This is a genomic window from Cocleimonas flava, assembly GCF_004339015.1.
Classification (GTDB): Bacteria; Pseudomonadota; Gammaproteobacteria; order Thiotrichales; family Thiotrichaceae; genus Cocleimonas; species Cocleimonas flava.
Window position 1 is genome coordinate 1270579 of record NZ_SMFQ01000002.1, and the last position, 21057, is coordinate 1291635.

The window sequence follows — 21057 nt, forward strand, 5'->3', positions numbered from 1 at the left end:
GAAAACCAAGCTTAATTCCTCTTATTTGGTCTTTGTCAATAAAGCGATTAATAAGTTAGTCCTTAACCAAATAGCGCCAAACAAGAAAGAAAAAAAGGCCTGTAAGTGGGGGGGTGTCATTGCCTTAAATAAAAGCACTGATTTTTCAGGTGCGCACTCATGAGTCAGCAATGCGGGATTAAATTTACCGCTTCACTGATGCACCCTAAATACTGGCTCACATGGGTGGGTCTCGGTATTTTTTACTTGATCTCATATATGCCTGCGTCTGTGCGGCACATGGTCGGTCGCAGAATTGGAAGCTTCATGTATAGAAGTCCACGGCGACGAAATACGGTGATTTCAAATCTTGAGATTGCCTTCCCTGAATTAAGCTCAGAAGCGTTAGAGGATTTAGCCCAGAAAAATATGGAATGGTATGGCTGTGGCTTAATTGATTACAGCTTAATTATCTTTACCAGTCGCAAGCGCTTAAGCAAGTTTATCGAGATTGAAGGGAAGGAGCACATTGAGCAAGCCGTTCAAAATCAACAAAATGTCATTATCTTGCTTGCACACAGTGTGATGCTGGAGTTTGCGCCAACGGCCATCGGCGCAGAATATGACATCTTCGGCTCCTACAAAACTTCTAAAAATCCGGTGATGGATTGGATCATCGCGAAAAGTCGCTGCCGTCATGCCAGCTTGGTCGTATCCAGAGATGAGGGTTTGCGAAAGCTGGTGAAATCAATGTCGCCCGGAAGGTTGATGGTGTTTCTGCCAGATGAAGATTTGGGTCTGGATAATTCAGTGTTTGTGCCTTTTTTCAGCAGACAGAAATCAACACTAACAACAACCGCGCGTTTGGCAAAAATGGGAAAGGCTGTAGCACTAACTACATTTGCTTACTATGATAAAGATAAAAGAAAATATATTGCCAAAATTTCTAAGCCATTAGAGAATTACCCCTCTAAAGATGCCGCTGCTGATGCACAAAACATGAATCAAGCACTTGAAGCTATCATTAGACAACACCCAGAGCAGTATATGTGGTCCATGAAATGGTATAAAACACGCCCAGAGGGCGAGGCAAAAGTGTATTAAATGGCAATTTTATTTCCCGTTCTATTCCCTATATTCGTATTAATTCTTGTTGGTTACCTGTATGCCAAATTTCGTCATGTCGACATGGAATTTGCCAACCGTACCAATATGGAAATTTTCATACCTGCGCTCTTGATCGAAGCCCTGTCCCGTAAAAGTTTTAACCTGATAGACTATCAATTGCTTGCCATTGCAGGGTTGTTAGTGGTGTTGCTTTCAGGCGTATTGGCTTACACCTTTGCCAAAGCGTTTAAGCTATCGGTTCCTATGTTTGTCCCTTCCATGATGTTTAACAACTGTGGAAATATGGGATTGCCATTGGCTATCTTAGCATTTGGAGAAGAGGCTTTAAGTGCTGCGGTGGTGTTGTTTCTAGTGTCTAATCTACTGCATTTTACTTTAGGTACTTATATCGTTGGCGGTAAAATATCTTGGTGGAACCTACTCAAAATGCCGGTAAATATCGCCACTATTATCGGTTTGGTGATTAGTTTCACGCATTGGGAAATGCCCGAGGTTATCCATATTCCAATTCAAATGTTGTCGCAAGTTGCGATTCCATTGATGCTGGTGTCATTAGGCGTGCGCATGACGACGGTCGATTTAAGTGCATGGCGCTTAGGAATGATAGGGGCAATTTTGTGTCCACTATTTAGTATTGTAGTTGCCTTTGGTTTATTGCTCTTTATGCCGATAGAACCTGCACAGCGTGTACAACTGTTGATATTCGCGACTCTGCCTCCTGCTGTTTTGAATTATATGTTTGCCGAAAAATACAATCAGCAACCAACTGAAGTGGCATCTATGGTCGTTGTTGGAAATGCTCTGTCGCTGTTCACATTGGCATTGATGCTACTGTATCTCGAGTAAAGTTTATCCGTTTAGCTTGTTGCCAATCCTTGGTTTAGGATTGATAATCAACTCATTGAAAATTAGTCAGTGAAATTGTCATGAGTAAGTTCTGGAGTAAACGCACACACGAGCTCAGCCCTTATACGGCCGGAGAACAGCCGCAAGATCAGCAGTATACAAAACTCAATACTAATGAGAATCCCTATCCACCATCTCCATTAGCGATTGAAGCAATGCGGGCGGCGTCTGGTGAGGCGATGCGTTTGTACCCCGATCCGAATTCATTCGAGCTAAAGAAAGCTATTTCTGAATACTATTCTGTCTGGACAGATCAGGTCTTTGTAGGGAATAGTTCAGATGAAGTGTTGGCGCATGCCTTTGTTGCCTTACTCAAGCACTCTAAACCGCTACTGTTTCCTGATATCAGCTATAGCTTTTATCCTTCTTACTGCAAATTATTTGATATCAATTATAAGCAGGTTCCACTTGCAGATGATTTTACGATTGATCTGAATGATTACAGTGAGGCCACGGCAGATGAAGTGGGATCAATCATCTTTCCGAACCCCAATGCGCCCACAGGTATAGCATTAACGCTGGTTGAAATTGAAAAAATTCTTAAAGCCAACCCGGAATCGCCGGTTGTGATTGATGAAGCCTATGTTGATTTTGGCGCGCGTACCGCCATTTCCTTAGTCAACGATTACCCTAATCTATTAGTGACTCAAACATTTTCCAAGTCTCGTTCATTGGCGGGTTTACGTGTTGGTTTTGCGATTGGCTCGGTGGAAATGATCGAAGCGCTGGAAAGGGTGAAAAACTCGTTTAATGCTTACCCATTAGATAGAGCAGCGATTGCCGGTGCGGCAGCTTCAATAAAAGACAGAGCATATTTTCAAGAGAGCTGTTCCAGAATTATAAAGACGCGTGAAAGAGTATCTGATGATTTATCAGACTTAGGTTTTACCGTGCTGCCGTCTAAAGCGAATTTTGTGTTTGCCAAGCCAGAAAAAAACGCAGAAAAACTGTATCTGGATTTAAAAGAAAACGGTGTACTCGTGCGTTATTTTAATGCGCCCCGAATCAATGGGTTCTTGAGGATAACAATTGGTACAGATGAAGATATGGATGTCTTTATGGGTAAACTTAAACAGCTTCTTTAGTTGAAGTATAAATGGTTGAAGTATAAATCTTCCTATAAGGCACTAAAAATACCGAGCACTCTAAAAAAAGTGCCTCAAAGTAGGGGGGTGGCTTATAAACATCGCCCTGCTTTAATTGGTTTATTTGACGGCTCAGTTGCCGAGTATTCCTGAGTATTCGTCCGTTGGATCAGAGAAAAGGTCTTCAATTTTCCGATACAAAATAAATTGGCGGAGTTCATATTCAATTTCTTCAATCACGTAAGTACTTTGACTTTCCATCAAAAAATCAAGATCTTCGCCAGTCGAATAAAAAGAATCTGAGAGTGCATACGTTGCTGGTGCAGATACACATAGGCATAGCACAAGACTAAGTTTCATTAAGTAATTCATTTCAAGCCCGAAATTTTTATTTGCTAATTGTTAGTATTAGTTCACATTATATTAATTCATATTGTTTCTTTTGTGAAGCGTTGAATCACGCTATAACAGGCTTTTAGCGTGTTTTCTCTGGTTTAATAAGTCGATTTATCTTTCAAGTAATTTACCAACTGATGCCCTTAGCAGTTTGATTGCATCTTTCTTCCCACTGATGTTTCCCGCCATTCTCTGAGTCAGCTCTTTCCAGTTATTTTTTTGTAACACTTTGATGATTAGGGTGTGCTTTTCATTTGCCGTTAACTCATTGTTTTTTGGTAATTTACGTAGCGTGAGTTCCCATATTAGTGCGAGTGTATTTTCATAGCCTCTGAAGTCGTTGGCAAAACCATGTAACTGAGATATAGAAAAAGCCTCCAAAGTGGGGGGGTGACTAAGTTTATTTGATAAGTCAGAGAGTATTGCGAAGGCCAGGTCGGGTTCTAAGTCTCGCAAAGGGTCGCTTAAAAGGTGAGGAAAGTTTTGTGCGAAGTTATTCTGGGCCTTGTTTAATAGATCTATTCCATCTGTTGATTTTGGTTTTAACATCACAATAGAGTGTGAACCGCTACTGGCGTCACGCTTCATTCCTAAATAAGCCGAATGAAATCCTGATGACTGCCAAAAATGTAATAGCTGCGTGGTAGCGCCAAAACTGGTGCTGACGTAATCTGCAGTGGATGATTCCAGAAGTTTATCTAACAGATAACTGCCGATACCTCGCCCTTGCAATTCTGGGTGGACTGCAATTCGACTGATTCTATCGCCAGAGAGTTGAATGGCAGATTCTACGCCCGCATTGACGGAAAGCGATTGCGCAACAAGGTGGCCTTGTATACGTCGTTTTCCTGCAAAAATATCCGTGCTTAAGGTCTTATCAATTTCTCCTTCACGAATGATCAACGCAACCGCAATAATGAGATTATTTTGCGTTACGGAATAAAGCGTTACTTCATCATCATCGAGTAGGTGCATCAAATCTGAAGGTTTGGTTTGGTAATGTGCGCCGACCAACAAGCCAAAGATTGCCTTGAGTTTGTTATCATCCGCTATCATCTCCGCTTTATTGATATTCGAAAATTCACAGTCTGCTAAATCAAGTTTTTCATCAAAGTTCTTGGGTAAATCACAAGGTTCTGCATCGAGCAATAAGGCATCAAAGGTAAACTGTTCGAGTGAGTCATTCTCGTTCCAGCGTATCGGTGTGTTCAGATGAAAGCTGTTCCAGTCTGGCGTTTGTGTGTCTAAGACCTTCTTGAAATTAATGGAAAAACCACGGCCACTGCCTTCGTAACCATGTTGTGTACTGGCAAAGACAATTCTGGAATAGTGGCTTAGTAAGTCTGTCAAAATACGAACGGGAATAGCCGCGGCTTCATCCACCAATACTAAATCTGCCGATGGTTTGTTCCGCTGTAAATCATCAGGTGAGTAAAAGCTGATGGCGTTATTTTCGACAGCATCGGGGTTTATTCTGGTCGCATGCTGAAAAACCATGGCGGAGATTTTTTTGCTGGGGGCGCAGACAATGATTTTTTCATAACCTTGATTGATTAATTCTGCTGCGGTAATTCCCAAGGCAGAAGACTTTCCTCTACCACGATCAGAGCTTAAGACTAAAGGCCTGCGTCTATGGCCTTTAACGACTTGTATGATTTCTTCTACGGCTTGTTTTTGTTCTACTGTGGCATGAGCTGTAGAGTTAGTTTCCTGATCTCCAATTATCTTGGCGATTGGTTTTTGTAGTTCTGAAAGCGAAGCGTCCTTGGCATTGATAAATACAGTGCTTTTAGAAGCTTCGAGCAAACGATCAAAACGTGTCAAAAATAAACTGTTTTCAGCGGTATCTTGTGATTTTAATAACAGTAAATATCCACCGCAACGAATGGTGCCGGCAATCGCTCCAAATGCGTTGGGATCAAATATATGATGAGAATGAAAAATAACGGCATCACATTCTTGTCCGAGATAACTGTTTGCCTTTTTCGGGTCTTCAAGCTCAATAGCGTTTATATTTGCCACGAGTTTTCTGGCAATCGCAACACACTCGTCTAACTCGCCAGAAATGACCAACAGATGTCGGTCTTCTGAATTGAATGTGAATGATTTAGTCATGGGTTTAATCGAACGTGTTAAGTCATATTCCAGCGATAATGGGAAGTAATCGGGTAACGTCGATCTTTACCAAACGCGCGTTTGGTGATGCGGATACCTGGCGCTGATTGGCGACGTTTATACTCGTTGAGTAATACCATATTCGCGACGCGTTCAACCATTTCGGCATCGTAACCCTGGGCAACGATATCATCGACGCTTTGGAATTCTTCGATAAACATTCGCAGTACTGCATCAAGAATATCGTAGGGTGGCAATGAATCTTCATCAACCTGATCGGGCGCTAATTCGGCAGAAGGAGGGCGAGTGATGACTCTGTCAGGGATGATTTCCTTATAGACTGGATTCTCTACCGTGCCATCGCCAATCTCATTTCTATAACGGGCCAAATCATACACCGCTGTCTTAAATACATCTTTAAGTGGTGCGTAGCCACCAGCCATGTCGCCATAAAGGGTAGCATAGCCAACAGCCATTTCACTTTTATTACCGGTGGCGAGAAGCATTTTTCCCAGTTTATTAGACATCGCCATCAGCAATACGCCGCGTGAGCGAGCCTGGATATTTTCTTCGGTTACATCGCGTTCCAAACCTTCGAATTCGGCAGATAAGGCAGACACAAAGCTTTCGAAGATATTCTCAATCGGTATTTCACGATATTTAACGCCTTGAGTTTTCGCCTGTTGCGCCGCATCGTGCTTGCTAATGTCAGCGGTATAACGAAACGGCATCATAATCGCTTCAACATTTTCTGCGCCCAATGCATCGACGGCAATTGCCAAGGTTAGTGCTGAGTCTATGCCTCCCGAAAGCCCAAGCATCACGCCGGGAAAGCCATTCTTGTTAACGTAATCTTTCACACCAAGCACAAGTGCATCGTAGATGTTTTTGAGGGTGTGTTGTTCTACAGGCTGTATGGGTTTTTGGGCTTCCTGCTTAAAAAGTGTGTGAGTAAATAGTCCCGACTCAAAGCTTGGGGCTTGTAATAAAAGCTCACCTTTTTGACTGAAAATCAGTGATTCTCCATCAAAAATCAATTCATCCTGCCCACCTACCAGATTGGCATATACGATATCGATTTGATTTTTGCTGGAGCGTTTCTTAAGTAATTCGATACGCTCTTTGGTCTTATTGCTACGAAAGGGTGATGCATTCAACACTAAAAGTACTTCCGCGCCTTCTGCTTTAGCTACTTTCGCAGGTCCTTTGCGCCAGATGTCCTCACAAATGAGCAGGCCCACTTTATGTCCGTTAATTTCCACAATACTACTGTTTGGTCGATGACTATCAGTGGCTGAACCTCCACGTCTGAAATAACGTTTCTCATCAAATACGCGGTAATTTGGTAAATGTCGCTTGGCATATTCGTGGATGATTTTGCCATCTTTTAAAACACAGGCCATATTGTAAAGGCGTTTTGCACGAGTGACAGGAGCGCCAATCACAACGGCAATATCAGGTGCGACCTGCGTTAGGTCTTGCAGCATGGTTTCGACTTTGCGTAAGAAGTTTTGTCTAAAAAGAAGATCTTCAGGCGGATAGCCTGTTATCACTAGCTCAGGGAATAAAACAACATCCGCATTCTGTTTTTGTGCTTCCAGAATGGCATCTGAAATCATTTTGAAATTTTGTTTAAAACTACCAACGATAGGATTAATCTGAGCGATAGAAACAGTTAGAGACATTGCATAAAGCCTTCATTTAAGAAGGCTTTAATTTTATTAGTCTTTTAATAACATAGCTACTGAAAGTATTGCCTGAAAACAGACCTTGTAAAAAGTGCCTATAAGTAGGGGGTGAATATGAGTAAATGGGTTAACTCATAAACCCAAGATCATTGGTGTCGAAATTACTTAGATTAGGGAATATCTCATTCATATCGCTGTCTGACATTCCCATCCATTTGGCTAATGTTGCTCCATATTGGTCGACACCATATTTGGGGATGAAGCGTCCGGTATCCTGAGCATCATCGGGACCGTCAATAGTTAGATTAATCGGCTCGCCGTGTACTTGGCCGCCCTTAACTGCATCACCCATGATTATATTGTGACCTGCCCATGCGTGGTCTGTTCCATCACCGTTAATGCTCATGGTGCGACCAAATTCGCTGGCGGTGAAGGTTGTAACGCTGTCTGCAATTCCAAGTTCTACGGTTGTGTCATAGAAGCTTTTTAAGGCGTCGTTGAGCTTGCCTAATCGCTCTGCATGGTCGGCTAATTGATTGCCGTGTGTATCCCACCCTCCTAGTGCGACAAAGAATATCTGGCGTTTTTGCCCAAGGTTCTCGCGAATAGAAATCATTTTTGCTGCCATCTTTAATTCAACAGCTAACTCATTATCACTTGGGTATTCGGTTGTGATTTCTTGTGCCTGTGCAATTTGTTCTATTAATGAATTGATGCGTTCTTCCGTACTGTTGTAGGTGCTTGTCATGTGTTGCTGTAACAGTGATGAGCTGCTACTGGCTTTTATTCTATTCCACGCAGCAATCCTACTTTCTTTGTGTGGACCATTGGGCCAGACATCGGGTGTGAAAGAACGAATTTGGGTGACGCCCTCATAAGGGTTTAATACAAAATCCAGTGGTTTTATGCCTTTTTGCCAGACACTATTGCCTGCAAGGCTAAACATTGACGGCTCGGTAGGGTTGCTATTAGCTGAGGCAAGCATGTCTATCATTCTTCCGCCCCAGCCTGGTGGATGTACGCTGTTTTTGGCTGTGGTTCCAGTTTCCCAGAATTCTTGTTGGTGACTGTGCGAGAATAAATCTGGTGGTAATTGAACAGATTTATTCTTGAAAGTTTGTCTTGAGGTTGGCTCAATGATTGCGCCTATATTTGTTGCGACCGCTAATTTGTCATCATTATATAGCTGTTGTAAATCAGGCAGAGAAGAGTGAAATGCTTGTTCTCCACCTTTTAATGCGTGTAACGAATTTCGTGATAATGCCATGCCTGTTCTGGCTGCCTGATACTTTTGATAAGCACTTTGCTCGTAGGGAATCATGGTATTAAAAGCATCATTTCCTCCTAACAGGAAAACACATACGAGTGATTTGTGGTCGTCGAAATGACTGTAATCGCTATCAGCGGCAATCGCTGCATTCATCAGCTGTAGTTTGCCTTGTGTGGCTAGCAAGGATGAGGAGCCAACGCCTACGGACAGTTTCTTTAAGAAGCTACGACGTGATTGTGAATGTTTTTTAATCATAATTTTGTCCTTTATTCCTTCTGGTTCGAAGGTTACTTCTTTGCGTTTATTTTTGGATTAAGTATTCAGGTGAACTGATGATGAGCAATATTGCCTCTCTGGCTTTTTGTAGCTGTCCCTCTCTTCCCTCCTGATAGATGTCCGGGGCATTTAGGTGATCAGTGAGGATATCTCGCAGCGATGTGGTCATGTCTTTATCGAGTAATACCAGGTTGAGATAATCCAGTAAATTTTCAGTATCTGCGGCTAAGTCAGTGACATCCGATAGGTTTAATTTTGAATACCCTTCCAGTTCAGGAGTGATCGGTTTACTGTCGCTGAATTCTTCTATTATCTGGTGAAAAAGATTGGTACCGGCAACCATGGTGTTCTCGTTGATAATCTGGAATTCAGGCGCACTCAAGCCATTATCGTTTAGCAATCCGCTTGGTGAGTAGTTAGGTTTGTAAAAATTAAAAACGGATCTGGCTTGCAACGGACCTTGCCCTGTCTTTTGAGCAAACCAGTCTAGCGAGCTATAAAAATTGTAATTTCTGTAGCTACCTTGCCCACAGCGCTTGTCTGGTTCCCAGTAATGTCCCACTTTAAGCGATGTTTGCATATTGAAAACACGCCAGAGATGACTCATACGTAACATGGGCTCACGAAGCTTGCCGAAGCTATCTGGCTTATTTGTTGCCAGTGCTTCGTCATCCAGTAATATGGCGCTTACTACCGCTTTAAGATCGCCTTTAACGCCATTGCCGTTATCATTGAATTTTTCCGCCACCCGCTCGACATACTGTGGGCTAGGGTTGCTGGTAACTAAACGTTTAATCAGTTGTTTACTAATGAAGGGGGCGATGTTCTGGTGTTGAAAAATATTATCGAGCGCAAAGTCTAAATCTTGTCTCGCCGATTGATTGGCGCTACTTTGTGCTCCATTTAATAGCGTTTTTGCAGAGGTGTCGTGGTATTCCTCAACGGCTACCAATGGCACAGTGTGATCTCCATGACCAAAGTATTCATGCCATTCCAAGTTTGAATAATTCCAGCCAGTAAATACTTTTGCGAATTCTTCGATGGTTTTCTGATTATAGGTTGGGATTGTTGCGCCATTTGCATCTAACTTTTCGCTACCATCCAGATTTAATTCGTGAACTCCAATGGTAAATAACTGTAAAAGTTCTCTCGCATAATTCTCATCTGGACGAATCGTACCTTCTGCGTTTGCTTTCTGATTGCGGGACATACTTAAAAAATCACCCATGGCTGGATGCAAGGTGACATCAGTAAGTAAATTACGATAATTGCCAAAGGCGTGCTTTACCAGAACGTCATAATAACTGGTTACTGCATATTGAAAATCACTGAGACCTAAACCCTGTGAGTCTGAAATAACTAAAATTTCGCTTAATGCGAGTGCAACGCGTTGGCGTAATTGGTCTTCAGCGCTTGTAGCGGTTTCCCACCAAACTTGATGGCGTGCGTAAACTGCTTCCCATGTGTCGACTAATAGTTTTCCATCATCATCCTTATCAGCACACATTTGTTTAGCGAGTTGCTTAACGTAAGGGAAGTGGTAGGTTGGTGATGTTAAAAATTGCTGGTTTAGCCATGCATCATAGGTTTCTTTAGCAAGCAATTGATTGATGCTTTCCTTCGTTGGCCCGTAGGTTGAGCGCGCGAGAAATTTTGATGCATCACGTTGATTTTTAACTTGAATAGAACTCGTGGCGGTTGTTGTTGAGTCTGTAGATGGTGGTGTGGTTGTTATATCAGGAGTGTTTGACGTCGTTCCTGAGCCGCCTCCACCTCCGCAGGCAGATAGTACAACGGTAGTTACAAATAGGGTGACTATTTTGCAATTAATGGACATGATACTATCCTTTTTGTCTTATTTTCTAGCGGTGTTAAGACGTAGCTTCTTAGGTACTTTTTTATATTTACTTAAGGCGATTACGTTAATCAAAGCACATCGTTAGATGGCTAATATGACAACTGACCGCTTAATTTATGCTTAACGTAATTTTTAAAATCTTTACCTTATGACAAATATTCTTAAAGAAGTTTCAAATAAATTGCATGCTAATCATCTTGTAATGGCTACTGCAGAGTCATGCACAGGTGGTTGGGTTGCCAAGCAAATAACTGATTTAGAGGGTAGTTCTGCTATTTTTGATCGTGGTTTTGTGACTTATAGCAATGAAGCAAAACAGGATATGTTGGGCGTTTCAGCGGAGACCATCAATGAATTCGGCGCCGTTAGTGAAGAAGTTGCATTAGAAATGGTTACTGGAGCTATCGAACATTCGAATGCAGATATTGCTGTATCAATAAGCGGTATAGCAGGCCCTGCTGGTGGAACAAAGTTAAAGCCTGTCGGCACGGTTTGCTTTGGCTGGAAGAAAAAAGAAGGGGAAGCTCGTGCTGAAACAATACTTTTTAAAGGTGATAGGGACAGTGTGAGAAGTCAGGCTGTGGATTATGCTTTGAGTGGGATAATGAAGTTAATAGATAATTAAATGCAATTGTTTGCTTTATGTTCGCTTTTATGTTTAAAATAGAACAAACAACGAAATTGTATGATTTAAAAGTACACGTAAATAAGTACAAATGATCAACGAACAATATAACTAAGTATTCATAGAACTTAGATATAACAAAATAAATAGATACCGGGAAACGATTAAAATGGATGAGCAAAGAAAACAAGCACTAGCAGCCGCATTAGGACAAATCGAAAGACAGTTTGGTAAAGGGACTGTCATGCGTATGGGGGATTCTGCAGCAGCACGAAATATAGAAGTGATATCAACAGGTTCTCTAACACTGGATATTGCTTTGGGTATAGGTGGTTTGCCTAAAGGCCGTGTTATAGAAATTTACGGTCCAGAATCATCTGGTAAAACAACAATGACATTACATGCTATTGCAGAATGTCAGAAGAACGGCGGTACAGCAGCATTTATTGATGCGGAACACGCTCTTGATCCTGGTTATGCAGAAAAACTGGGTGTGAATATTGATGATATGTTGGTATCTCAACCAGACACGGGTGAACAAGCGCTTGAAGTAACAGATATGTTAGTTCGTTCTGGTGGTGTAGATCTAGTGGTTATCGACTCAGTAGCCGCACTAACACCTAAAGCAGAAATTGAAGGTGACATGGGTGATTCACACATGGGTCTTCAGGCGCGTTTAATGTCACAAGCGTTACGTAAGTTAACGGCCAATATCAAACGCTCAAACACTATGGTTATCTTTATCAACCAGATTCGTATGAAGATTGGCGTGATGTTTGGAAGCCCAGAAACGACAACGGGTGGTAACGCACTTAAGTTTTATGCTTCTGTAAGATTAGATATCAGACGTATTGGTGCTGTTAAAAAAGGTGATGAAATCATCGGTAACAGTACGCGTGTAAAAGTGGTTAAAAATAAAATGGCACCTCCATTTAAACAGGCTGAATTTGAAATTAAATACGGCGAAGGTGTGTCACATGTTGGAGAGCTTTTGGACTTAGGTGTTCAAGAAGGGATCGTAAATAAAGCAGGTGCCTGGTATAGCTACAACAGTGAAAAAATCGGACAAGGTAAAGAAAATTCAGGGGTATATTTGAAAGAGCACCCTGAGATTGCTGAAGAAATAGAAAAACTACTTCGTGAGAAGCTATTGCCATCTAAAACAGCTGTAGCTGATGCAGAAGAAATTGATGATGCAAAAGAAGTAGATTAAGAGAGTAGATCTCAAAAGAGATTAATTCTTTTATATAAAACCAGTTCCCCTTGGTCAAAAAAGGGTGGGGTATCATCCCCCCATAATTTGTGTCAAACACACCCCCACCCTTTTGACCCCTTTTTTTGAAGAATGGGAACTTAGTTACTAATAGATATTTATTAGTTATTAAAACAAAGCACGACAGATTAAATATAAGAAATTAAAGATACAAAAATATAAAACAAGTTAGTTGGGGTCTACAGTGAGTAAATTAGCGTTTAGTAAAAAAGATAATTATACGCGTTGCATGAATTCGGCGATCTATTCACTCGCTATGCGTGAACATTCAAGATTAGAATTATTTAATAAATTAAAAGTTAAAGACTTTGCAGAAGGCGTTGACCTTAATAAACTTCTTGATGAGTTGATTGAAAATAATTATTTAAATGAAGAGCGTTTTGCAGAATGCTTCGTTAGATCAAGAGTAAATCGCGGGCAAGGCCGACTTAAAATAACGAATGAATTACAACGAAAAGGTATTAGCCAATCTCTAATTCAACAAGCAATCGATAAAAATGAAATTGATTGGTATGAGGTAGCTACAGAGCAAATCGAAAAAAAATACGGAGAGACAACGCCAGTTGATTACAAGGAAAAAACAAAACGTATGCGTTTTTTGTCTAGTCGAGGTTTTGATACCTACATAATTAGAGATTTAGTTGGCGCATAACAATAAAAAGTACGATTAATCTTAAAATTAAGGCTAAAAAGTATCCACTTTTATCAAGCTATATAAGAAAAAACTAACTCTATCTTGAATCTACCTCAACATACATAGACAATAGCCACTTTATGCACTAGCAGAGTTAAGCATGTCGGTAGATTCAAATAAAAAAATGAGTACAGCTGAAATCAGAAGCAGCTTTCTGGATTTCTTCGCTGGAAAAGGTCATACGATTGTTCCATCAAGTTCTCTCATTCCCGGGAATGATAAGACATTATTATTTACCAATGCTGGTATGGTGCAATTTAAAGATATCTTTTTAGGTGACGAGAAAAGCAATTTTTCAAGAGCAACCACTTCACAAAGATGTGTACGCGCAGGTGGTAAACATAACGATTTAGAGAACGTAGGTTATACCGCGAGACATCATACTTTTTTCGAGATGATGGGTAATTTTAGTTTTGGTGATTACTTTAAAGAAGATGCGATTTTATTCGCATGGGAATATCTAACTGAAGTTCTGAAGCTGCCTAAAGAGAAACTCTGGGTCACGGTATACGCCGATGATGATGAAGCAGCGAGTATCTGGATTGATAAACTAGGTTTTCCTGCAGATCGTTTGAGTCGAATTGGTGATAAGCCAGGCAAAAAGTACGAAAGTGATAATTTCTGGGCAATGGGAGATACCGGTCCCTGTGGCCCATGTAGTGAAATATTCTACGATCATGGTGAACATATCTGGGGTGGTCCTCCAGGTACACCTGAAGAAGATGGTGATCGATACATAGAAATCTGGAATCTGGTATTCATGCAATACAATCGCGCGAAAGATGGTGCGATGAGCAATCTTCCAAAGCCTTCAATAGATACGGGTATGGGTCTAGAAAGACTCGCCGCCATACTTCAGGGTGGTCATAGCAATTATGATATAGACCTGTTTCAAAACCTCATTAAATTTATTGCGGATCTATCCAACACAAAAGATTTAGACAATGCTTCGTTAAAAGTCATTGCAGACCACATTCGATCCTGTGCATTTTTGATCGTAGATGGAGTGATTCCATCGAATGAAGGCAGAGGTTATGTTTTAAGACGCATCATCAGAAGAGCTGCGCGTCATGGGCATAAACTGGGTTTAGAAAAAGAATTCTTTTATAAGATTGTCGCACCTCTTGTTAAAGAGATGGGTGAAGCCTATCCAGAACTAGTTAAAGCACAGGTAACAGTTGAAGAGATTCTGTTAAAAGAAGAGAAACGTTTTGCCGAAACGTTAGATCGTGGCATGAAGATACTAAGCACTACAATTCAGGAATTAGAAGGCGATACGCTTCCTGGTAAAGTGGTATTCAAACTTTATGATACGTATGGATTCCCACTAGATTTAACGGCGGATATTGCACGCGAACATAATCTTGCGATTGATGAAGCAGGGTTTGATGCTGAAATGAAAATTCAGAAAGACACAGCGTCTTCAGCAGGAAAATTTGGCAGTGATTACACCAATAAACTGGATGTTTCTGGTGAAACCAGTTTCAGTGGTTATGAAAAAACCAATGACTCTAGTAAAGTCGAATCTATCTTTTCTGATGGTAAGAAGGTTACTTCGTTGAAAGAAGGCGAGACTGGCCAAATCATTCTAGGCAATACCCCATTTTATGCAGAATCAGGTGGTCCTGTAGGCGATACTGGAAAGCTGATTTCTGGCAGTAATGTTTTTGATGTGAAAGACACGCAAAAGCAAGGCGATGTTTATATTCATTACGGCATTGTATCTTCTGGTTCTTTTGGAACGGGTGATGACGTCATGGCTGAAGTGGATAATGAGCGTCGACAGGCAATCGTCCTCAACCATTCTGGCACACATTTAATGCATAAGGCTTTAAGACAAGTCTTGGGCGAACATGTTGAACAAAAAGGTTCGTTGGTAACGCCAGAAAGATTGCGATTCGATTTCTCTCATGGCGAGCCCATGACTAAAGCAGAAATTGCTGAAGTAGAAAGAATAGTTAATCACGAAATCCGTTTGAATGCAGAAGCGAAAGCGGATGTGATGAGCATGGATGATGCTATTGAAAAAGGTGCTATGGCTTTATTCGGTGAAAAATACGGCGATGAAGTACGTGTCGTGAATATTGGTTACTCCACAGAACTTTGTGGTGGTGTACATGTAAAACGTGCCGGAGATATCGGTTTATTTAAAATCATTAGTGAAGGTGGCGTTGCTGCAGGCGTGCGACGTATTGAAGCGGTTACAGGTGAAGGTGCAATTAACTGGATTGAAGAGCGTTCTGATCAATTGGAGAACATTGCTTCATTAGTTAAAACATCCGCAGGTAATGCTAGCGATAAAGTCACTCAAATCCTTGAAAGATCTCGTGCGTTAGAAAAAGAGCTGGAGCAGTTAAAGACCAAGCTCGCGACTCAAGCAGGTTCTGACTTGGCATCTCAAGCAGTGGAAGTCGCTGGTATCAAGGTATTGGCTGCCAATCTGGATGGAGCTGATCCTAAATCACTACGCGATACGGTTGATCAACTTAAGAATAAATTGGGTAAAGCAGCAGTTATTGTTGCGGCCGTTGATGGTGATAAAGTCAGCTTGGTGGCAGGTGTTACTAAAGGTGAGACGGACAAAATAAAAGCAGGCGACTTGTTGAAACATGTTGCTAGTCAAATTGATGGCAAAGGTGGCGGAAGACCAGATATGGCGCAGGGTGGCGGTAACAACCCAAGTGCTTTACCAAAAGCCTTAGAGTCAGTTGTGAGTTGGGTAGAAGGACAAATTTAATGGAAGCTAAAAAGAATAGGTTAGTTGTACAAAAGTACGGCGGAACCTCTGTAGGTACGGTAGAGCGTATTCAAGAAGTAGCGAATCGTGTGATTCGTTATCGTAATCGTGGTGACTCAGTTGTGGTAGTTTTATCTGCGATGTCAGGCGAAACGAATAAACTCGTTGGTTTGATCAACGAGATTAACCCTAATGGTTCTGCGCGTGAAAAAGACGTTGTGCTATCCACAGGTGAGCAAGTCACCATCGGTTTACTCAGCCTTGCGCTAGAAGCAAAAGGGTGTGAAGCGCGTTCTTATACCGGTACCCAAGCACGAGTTATTACTGATAACGCCTATAGTAAAGCTCGTATTAGTGAAATAGATGGCTCTAAAATCAAAGAAGATTTAAACCTGGGAAAAGTAGTCGTTGTGGCTGGTTTTCAGGGAGTCGATGCCGAAGGAAATATCACAACCTTAGGTCGTGGTGGATCAGATACTACGGCTGTTGCATTAGCAGTAGCTCTAGATGCCGACGAATGCCAAATTTACACAGACGTGGATGGTGTATATACAACGGATCCGCGCATGGTTCCTGAGGCTACGCACATTCCAAAACTTGCACTGGAAGAAATGCTGGAAATGGCAAGTCAGGGCTCTAAAGTACTACAGATTAGAGCGGTAGAATTTGCTTATAAATACAATATGCCGATCAGAGTATTATCAAGCTTTGATGATGGTGATGATGGAAAGAGTACGCTGGTAACGCGTGAGGAAGATATAATGGAAGAAGTATTAGTTCGCGGTGTCGCGTTTAACAGAGATGAAGCTCAGCTGACAATTACAGGCGTACCAGATCAGCCCGGTGTTGCGCATAAAATTCTAGGCCCAATATCGGATGCGAATATCGAAGTTGATATGATCGTGCAAAATATTGGAACAGATGGTGCAACCGATTTTACCTTTACCGTGCATCGCAATGAGTTGGAGCAAGCGAAGAATATTTTGGCTGAAACGGGTAAATCACTCGGTGCGAAGAACTGGTCTAGCGATGATAAAATAGCAAAAATTTCGATTATTGGTGGTGGCATGAGATCGCATGCGGGTGTTGCTACACAAATGTTTGAAGCGTTAGCTAAAGAAAATATTAATATTCAATTGATTTCAACATCTGAAATTAAAGTGTCAGTAGTTATTGATGAGAAGTATTTAGAATTAGCCGTTAGAAGCCTACATGAGGCATTTGATCTACACGAAGCATAATAAGCTGTAGGAAGAACGCTAAGTCTATAAAAAATACACCCCCCTACTTATAGGCACTTTTTCTAAAAAAGTGCCTATAAGTAGGGGGGTGTATTTGGTTTTAAACCAATGAAATACGTGATGTTTTATTTAACTATTCTTAAAAAGTTAAGTCTGTGTTCAGGAGCATCATGCCATTATTGCACCGTATATCGGAAAAAGTGGTCAAAAATAATAATAAAAACTACAAGTTAACTAACAAATAAAAACAATCTTGTATAAAAGACTTATTTTGACTTTATTGTGTAAACTAAAAGAATGTTGAACACGTTAGATAAAGAAAAAGTTTGCTAAAGATCCACACGAAAAAGAAATCGAATACAAATATAGCCTCGGGAAAGTGGCTAATAATTATAATAACGGAGAGTCATTAAATGTTAATTTTAACCAGACGCATCGGTGAAACACTGATGATCGGTGATGATGTAAGCATCACGGTGATAGGTGTGAAAGGCAATCAAGTACGCATAGGTATAGATGCACCGAAAGAAGTAGCAGTGCATCGTGAAGAAATTTTCAAGCGTATTAAAAGTGATGAATTAAGATTAGTAGAGCCAGAAAAAAGCGCCAGTTAATTTTCTGCACTCACTCTGCATTAATCTTTAACCATTTCCTTTCAAAAAGTAGTTATTAAACGTGATAGTTAATCTATAACTTTCACGCCTTCTGTTGCGCCCAAAATAAGTACATCTGCCGGACGTCTGGCAAAAAGCCCAACCGTGACAACACCTGGTAGTCTATTAAACTCGTCCTCCATTTTTACCGGCTCAAATATTTCCAGACCATGCACATCAAGAATGATGTTGCCATTATCAGTAGTAAAACCCTCACGTAGCTGAGGTTGCCCGCCCATTTTCACAATTTCACGAGCAATATAGCTCCTCGCCATTGGAATCACTTCAACAGGTAACGGAAATTTACCCATAACATCGACCAGCTTGCTGTCATCTGCAATACAGATAAACTTTTCGCTAGCGCCTGCTACGATTTTTTCACGTGTTAATGCGCCGCCACCGCCTTTGATTAAGTTTAGATGTTTATCAGACTCATCTGCGCCATCGACATACAGAGATAACTGTCCTGCATCATTAAGATCCATAACAGGAATACCATGGCTTTTCAGCCTTTCTTCACTGGCGATAGAGCTGGCGACGGTTCCATCTATTTTGCCCTTCATGGACGACAGTAAATCGATGAAATGATTTGCGGTCGATCCTGTTCCTATACCTACAACCATTCCTGATTCAACATATTCGAGTGCAGCTTGGGCTGCAGCTTTTTTCATTTCATCTTGTGTCATAAGTTAGTCTCGTAAAAATCGTTACTTAAAGGATCTGTAGATAATACCTAAAGTAAGGATGCCAAGAAACACTTATACCGCTTTATCACTTGCACCTTTTAACTTCAGCTCGTAAAGTCCGCACCATGGATAAGAAATCAGAAACAACTAATCAAATAATAGAAAAGATCCTCACTGCAAGAGTCTATGATGTAGCCATTGAGACCCCACTTGATGCTGCAAAGTCTTTATCAAAACGTATTGATAATAAAGTCTTTCTAAAACGAGAAGATCTACAGCCAGTATTTTCTTTTAAGTTACGTGGCGCGTTTAATCGCATGTTTCACCTATCTGATGAAGAGAAGCAACGAGGTGTTGTTGCAGCATCTGCGGGTAATCACGCACAAGGTGTGGCTATATCCGGCGCTAAATTAGGGATTAAATCTACCATCGTAATGCCTAAAATTACGCCGGATATCAAAGTGAAAGGCGTTGAGTCCCACGGTGGCATCGCTGTTTTACACGGTAATACCTTTGATGATGCCTATGCGCATGCTATGGAGCTTTGCAAAAAAGAAGGTATGACCTTTATTCATCCTTTTGATGATTTAGATGTTATCGCTGGTCAAGGCACCATAGGTATGGAGCTGTTACGCCAACACCCTGATCCTATTGATGCCATTTTCGTCTGTGTCGGTGGCGGTGGTCTAATTTCAGGGATTGCGAGTTACATAAAGTACCTTAGCCCTTCTACGAAAATCATCGGCGTAGAGCACGAAGAGGCGCCAAGTATGACGCGCGCTATAGAAAAAGGTGAGCGAGTGCTTCTCGATAGTATTGGCACATTTGCTGATGGTGCCGCAGTGCGACAGGCTGGTGAGAAAACATTTGAGATCGCGCGTGACCTGGTTGATGAAATGATTCTGGTGAGCACCGACGAGACGTGTGCAGCGATTAAGGATGTTTTTGAAGATACCCGTACCTTATTAGAACCTGCTGGCGCATTGGGCGTTGCAGGGCTTAAGAAATATGTTGCTCAAAGCAACATTAAAGACAAACAACTAATAGCCATTAGCAGTGGCGCAAATATCAATTTTGATCGTCTGCGCCATGTCGCCGAACGCGCTGAGCTGGGTGAGAAAAGAGAAGCCATATTTGCCGTGACTATTCCAGAACGTCCAAATAGTTTTAGGGATTTCTGTAGCGCTTTAGGTGATAGAAGTATTACCGAGTTTAATTACCGCTATTCCGATACCGCAGATGCTCAGGTCTTTACAGGTGTAAAGATTTCAGAAGGGGATAAAGAGAAGTCTCTGATCATGGAGACCTTGGAACAGAAAGGTTATAAAGTTCTCGATCTAAGTGATAATGAAGTCGCTAAAGTCCATCTACGTTTTATGGTAGGTGGTCATGCCCAAGGTATTAAAGACGAAGTATTGTATCGCTTTAGTTTTCCAGAACGTCCAGGGGCTTTATTGCACTTTTTAACCAGTATGGGTGGAATCTGGAATATCAGTTTATTCCATTATCGAAATCACGGTTCTGACTTCGGTCGTGTGCTTACAGGTATTCAAGTTCCAGTGGATGAAAGAGAAAAATTCTGTGAATTCCTCAAAGACCTGGGATATGAGCATTGGGAAGAGACAAATAACCCTGCATATCAAAGCTTTTTGCGTTAATTTTGATGTGATTTTAGTTAAATATGCAAATAATGCTGAATTAGATCAGATTAAGCTTGATGCAGTCAGCATGTTTCGCTAAAATCACTCGCCTTTCGACTCTCCAGTACTTTAGTTTCTTGTTTTAAAGTATCTATTAAGAGAGTCTTTGTAATTATAAGAATTTTGGAGATTTATCATGGCTAAAGTTTGCCAGGTAACAGGAAAGCGTCCGGTTTCGGGAAATAATGTTTCTCATGCGCACAATAAAACCAAGCGTCGTTTTTTACCTAACTTACACTCTCACCGTTTTTGGGTTGAATCTGAAAACCGTTTCGTTAAGTTGCGTTTAACGGCAAAAGGAATGCGTATCATCGATAAGAATGGTATTGATTCTGTTTTAGCTGATATCCGTGCTCGCGGCGAAAAAGTTTAATCCAAGACTGAATATAGTCTTAAACTGTATATAGTCTTAAAGGAGAATAATCATGCGTGATAAAATCAAATTAGTTTCAACTGCTGGTACTGGTTACTTCTATACCACTACTAAGAACAAACGTACTATGACTGAGAAATTAGTTATGAAGAAGTACGACCCTAAGGTTCGTAAGCACGTTGAATTTAAAGAAGCTAAGATCAAGTAATTAGATCGTTAAGCTCTTTATAAAGAACAGAAAAAGCCCGGTTAGCCGGGCTTTTTTGTGCCTGTTAATCTATTAATAATTGATCTTGAGTGATTGCAATTCTGTTTCCTAATCCTTTAAAAGCGATATAAATCAACGCATAAAGTAGCCAATAGATTAATTTACA

The 21057-nt window shown here is 41.1% G+C and carries 18 protein-coding genes; 12 read left to right on the forward strand and 6 right to left on the reverse strand.

Going from position 1 to position 21057, the window contains the following annotated elements:
* Positions 1–159: 159 nt before the first annotated feature.
* From EV695_RS05815 to hisC, 3 genes are all read left to right on the forward strand, one after another.
* Positions 160–1083, forward strand: a complete 924-nt coding sequence (locus tag EV695_RS05815) for a lysophospholipid acyltransferase family protein (RefSeq protein WP_131904946.1) — start codon at positions 160–162, stop codon at positions 1081–1083.
* Entirely contained in the window at positions 1084–1953 is an 870-nt protein-coding gene (locus EV695_RS05820) for an AEC family transporter (protein ID WP_131904947.1), read from the forward strand. It abuts the gene before it with no gap.
* An 80-nt stretch (positions 1954–2033) separates the two neighbouring features.
* Positions 2034–3098 (forward strand): histidinol-phosphate transaminase, encoded by a 1065-nt coding sequence (gene hisC / locus EV695_RS05825; protein WP_131904948.1) that lies wholly within the window; start codon positions 2034–2036, stop codon positions 3096–3098.
* Positions 3099–3230: 132 nt separating this feature from the next.
* Here the strand turns inward: hisC and EV695_RS05830 are convergent, their stop codons facing one another.
* From EV695_RS05830 to EV695_RS05850, 5 genes are all read right to left on the reverse strand, one after another.
* Entirely contained in the window at positions 3231–3458 is a 228-nt protein-coding gene (locus tag EV695_RS05830) for a hypothetical protein (protein ID WP_131904949.1), read from the reverse strand.
* Between the two features lie 147 nt (positions 3459–3605).
* Positions 3606–5609: a tRNA(Met) cytidine acetyltransferase TmcA gene (locus tag EV695_RS05835; protein ID WP_131904950.1), complete on the reverse strand. Its 2004-nt coding sequence runs from the start codon at positions 5607–5609 to the stop codon at positions 3606–3608.
* A gap of 17 nt (positions 5610–5626) precedes the next feature.
* The gene (locus EV695_RS05840) at positions 5627–7294 is read right to left on the reverse strand and encodes an NAD+ synthase (RefSeq protein WP_131904951.1); all 1668 of its coding nucleotides are present in this window, start codon (positions 7292–7294) and stop codon (positions 5627–5629) included.
* A gap of 130 nt (positions 7295–7424) precedes the next feature.
* Entirely contained in the window at positions 7425–8822 is a 1398-nt protein-coding gene (locus EV695_RS05845) for a DUF1501 domain-containing protein (RefSeq protein WP_131904952.1), read from the reverse strand.
* Between the two features lie 46 nt (positions 8823–8868).
* Positions 8869–10680 (reverse strand): DUF1800 domain-containing protein, encoded by a 1812-nt coding sequence (locus EV695_RS05850; RefSeq protein WP_131904953.1) that lies wholly within the window; start codon positions 10678–10680, stop codon positions 8869–8871.
* A gap of 169 nt (positions 10681–10849) precedes the next feature.
* Between EV695_RS05850 and pncC the strand changes: the two genes are divergently transcribed.
* The 6 genes from pncC to csrA all read left to right on the forward strand — a co-directional run bounded on the left by pncC (position 10850) and on the right by csrA (position 17885).
* Positions 10850–11326, forward strand: coding sequence for a nicotinamide-nucleotide amidase (gene pncC, locus EV695_RS05855; protein WP_131904954.1), 477 nt, complete (start codon positions 10850–10852; stop codon positions 11324–11326).
* A 169-nt stretch (positions 11327–11495) separates the two neighbouring features.
* Entirely contained in the window at positions 11496–12539 is a 1044-nt protein-coding gene (gene recA / locus EV695_RS05860) for a recombinase RecA (RefSeq protein ID WP_131904955.1), read from the forward strand.
* A 244-nt stretch (positions 12540–12783) separates the two neighbouring features.
* Entirely contained in the window at positions 12784–13251 is a 468-nt protein-coding gene (locus tag EV695_RS05865) for a regulatory protein RecX (protein WP_207906957.1), read from the forward strand.
* A gap of 142 nt (positions 13252–13393) precedes the next feature.
* Complete coding sequence (alaS, locus tag EV695_RS05870; RefSeq protein WP_243651485.1) at positions 13394–16030, forward strand: alanine--tRNA ligase; 2637 nt, start codon at positions 13394–13396, stop codon at positions 16028–16030.
* Positions 16030–17271, forward strand: coding sequence for an aspartate kinase (locus tag EV695_RS05875; RefSeq protein WP_131904956.1), 1242 nt, complete (start codon positions 16030–16032; stop codon positions 17269–17271). The genes alaS and EV695_RS05875 overlap by 1 nt, the downstream gene beginning before the upstream one ends.
* A gap of 413 nt (positions 17272–17684) precedes the next feature.
* On the forward strand, positions 17685–17885 hold the full coding sequence (gene csrA, locus EV695_RS05880; RefSeq protein WP_131904957.1) for a carbon storage regulator CsrA: 201 nt from the start codon (positions 17685–17687) through the stop codon (positions 17883–17885).
* Between the two features lie 68 nt (positions 17886–17953).
* Here the strand turns inward: csrA and rpiA are convergent, their stop codons facing one another.
* Positions 17954–18610 (reverse strand): ribose-5-phosphate isomerase RpiA, encoded by a 657-nt coding sequence (rpiA, locus tag EV695_RS05885; protein WP_131904958.1) that lies wholly within the window; start codon positions 18608–18610, stop codon positions 17954–17956.
* An 89-nt stretch (positions 18611–18699) separates the two neighbouring features.
* On the opposite strand from rpiA, the gene ilvA reads away from it, so the two are divergent.
* The 3 genes from ilvA to rpmG all read left to right on the forward strand — a co-directional run bounded on the left by ilvA (position 18700) and on the right by rpmG (position 20891).
* Positions 18700–20268, forward strand: a complete 1569-nt coding sequence (gene ilvA / locus EV695_RS05890) for a threonine ammonia-lyase, biosynthetic (RefSeq protein ID WP_279388022.1) — start codon at positions 18700–18702, stop codon at positions 20266–20268.
* A 178-nt stretch (positions 20269–20446) separates the two neighbouring features.
* Positions 20447–20683 (forward strand): 50S ribosomal protein L28, encoded by a 237-nt coding sequence (rpmB, locus tag EV695_RS05895; RefSeq protein ID WP_131904960.1) that lies wholly within the window; start codon positions 20447–20449, stop codon positions 20681–20683.
* A 52-nt stretch (positions 20684–20735) separates the two neighbouring features.
* On the forward strand, positions 20736–20891 hold the full coding sequence (rpmG, locus tag EV695_RS05900) for a 50S ribosomal protein L33 (RefSeq protein WP_131904961.1): 156 nt from the start codon (positions 20736–20738) through the stop codon (positions 20889–20891).
* The last annotated feature ends 166 nt before the right edge of the window (positions 20892–21057 follow it).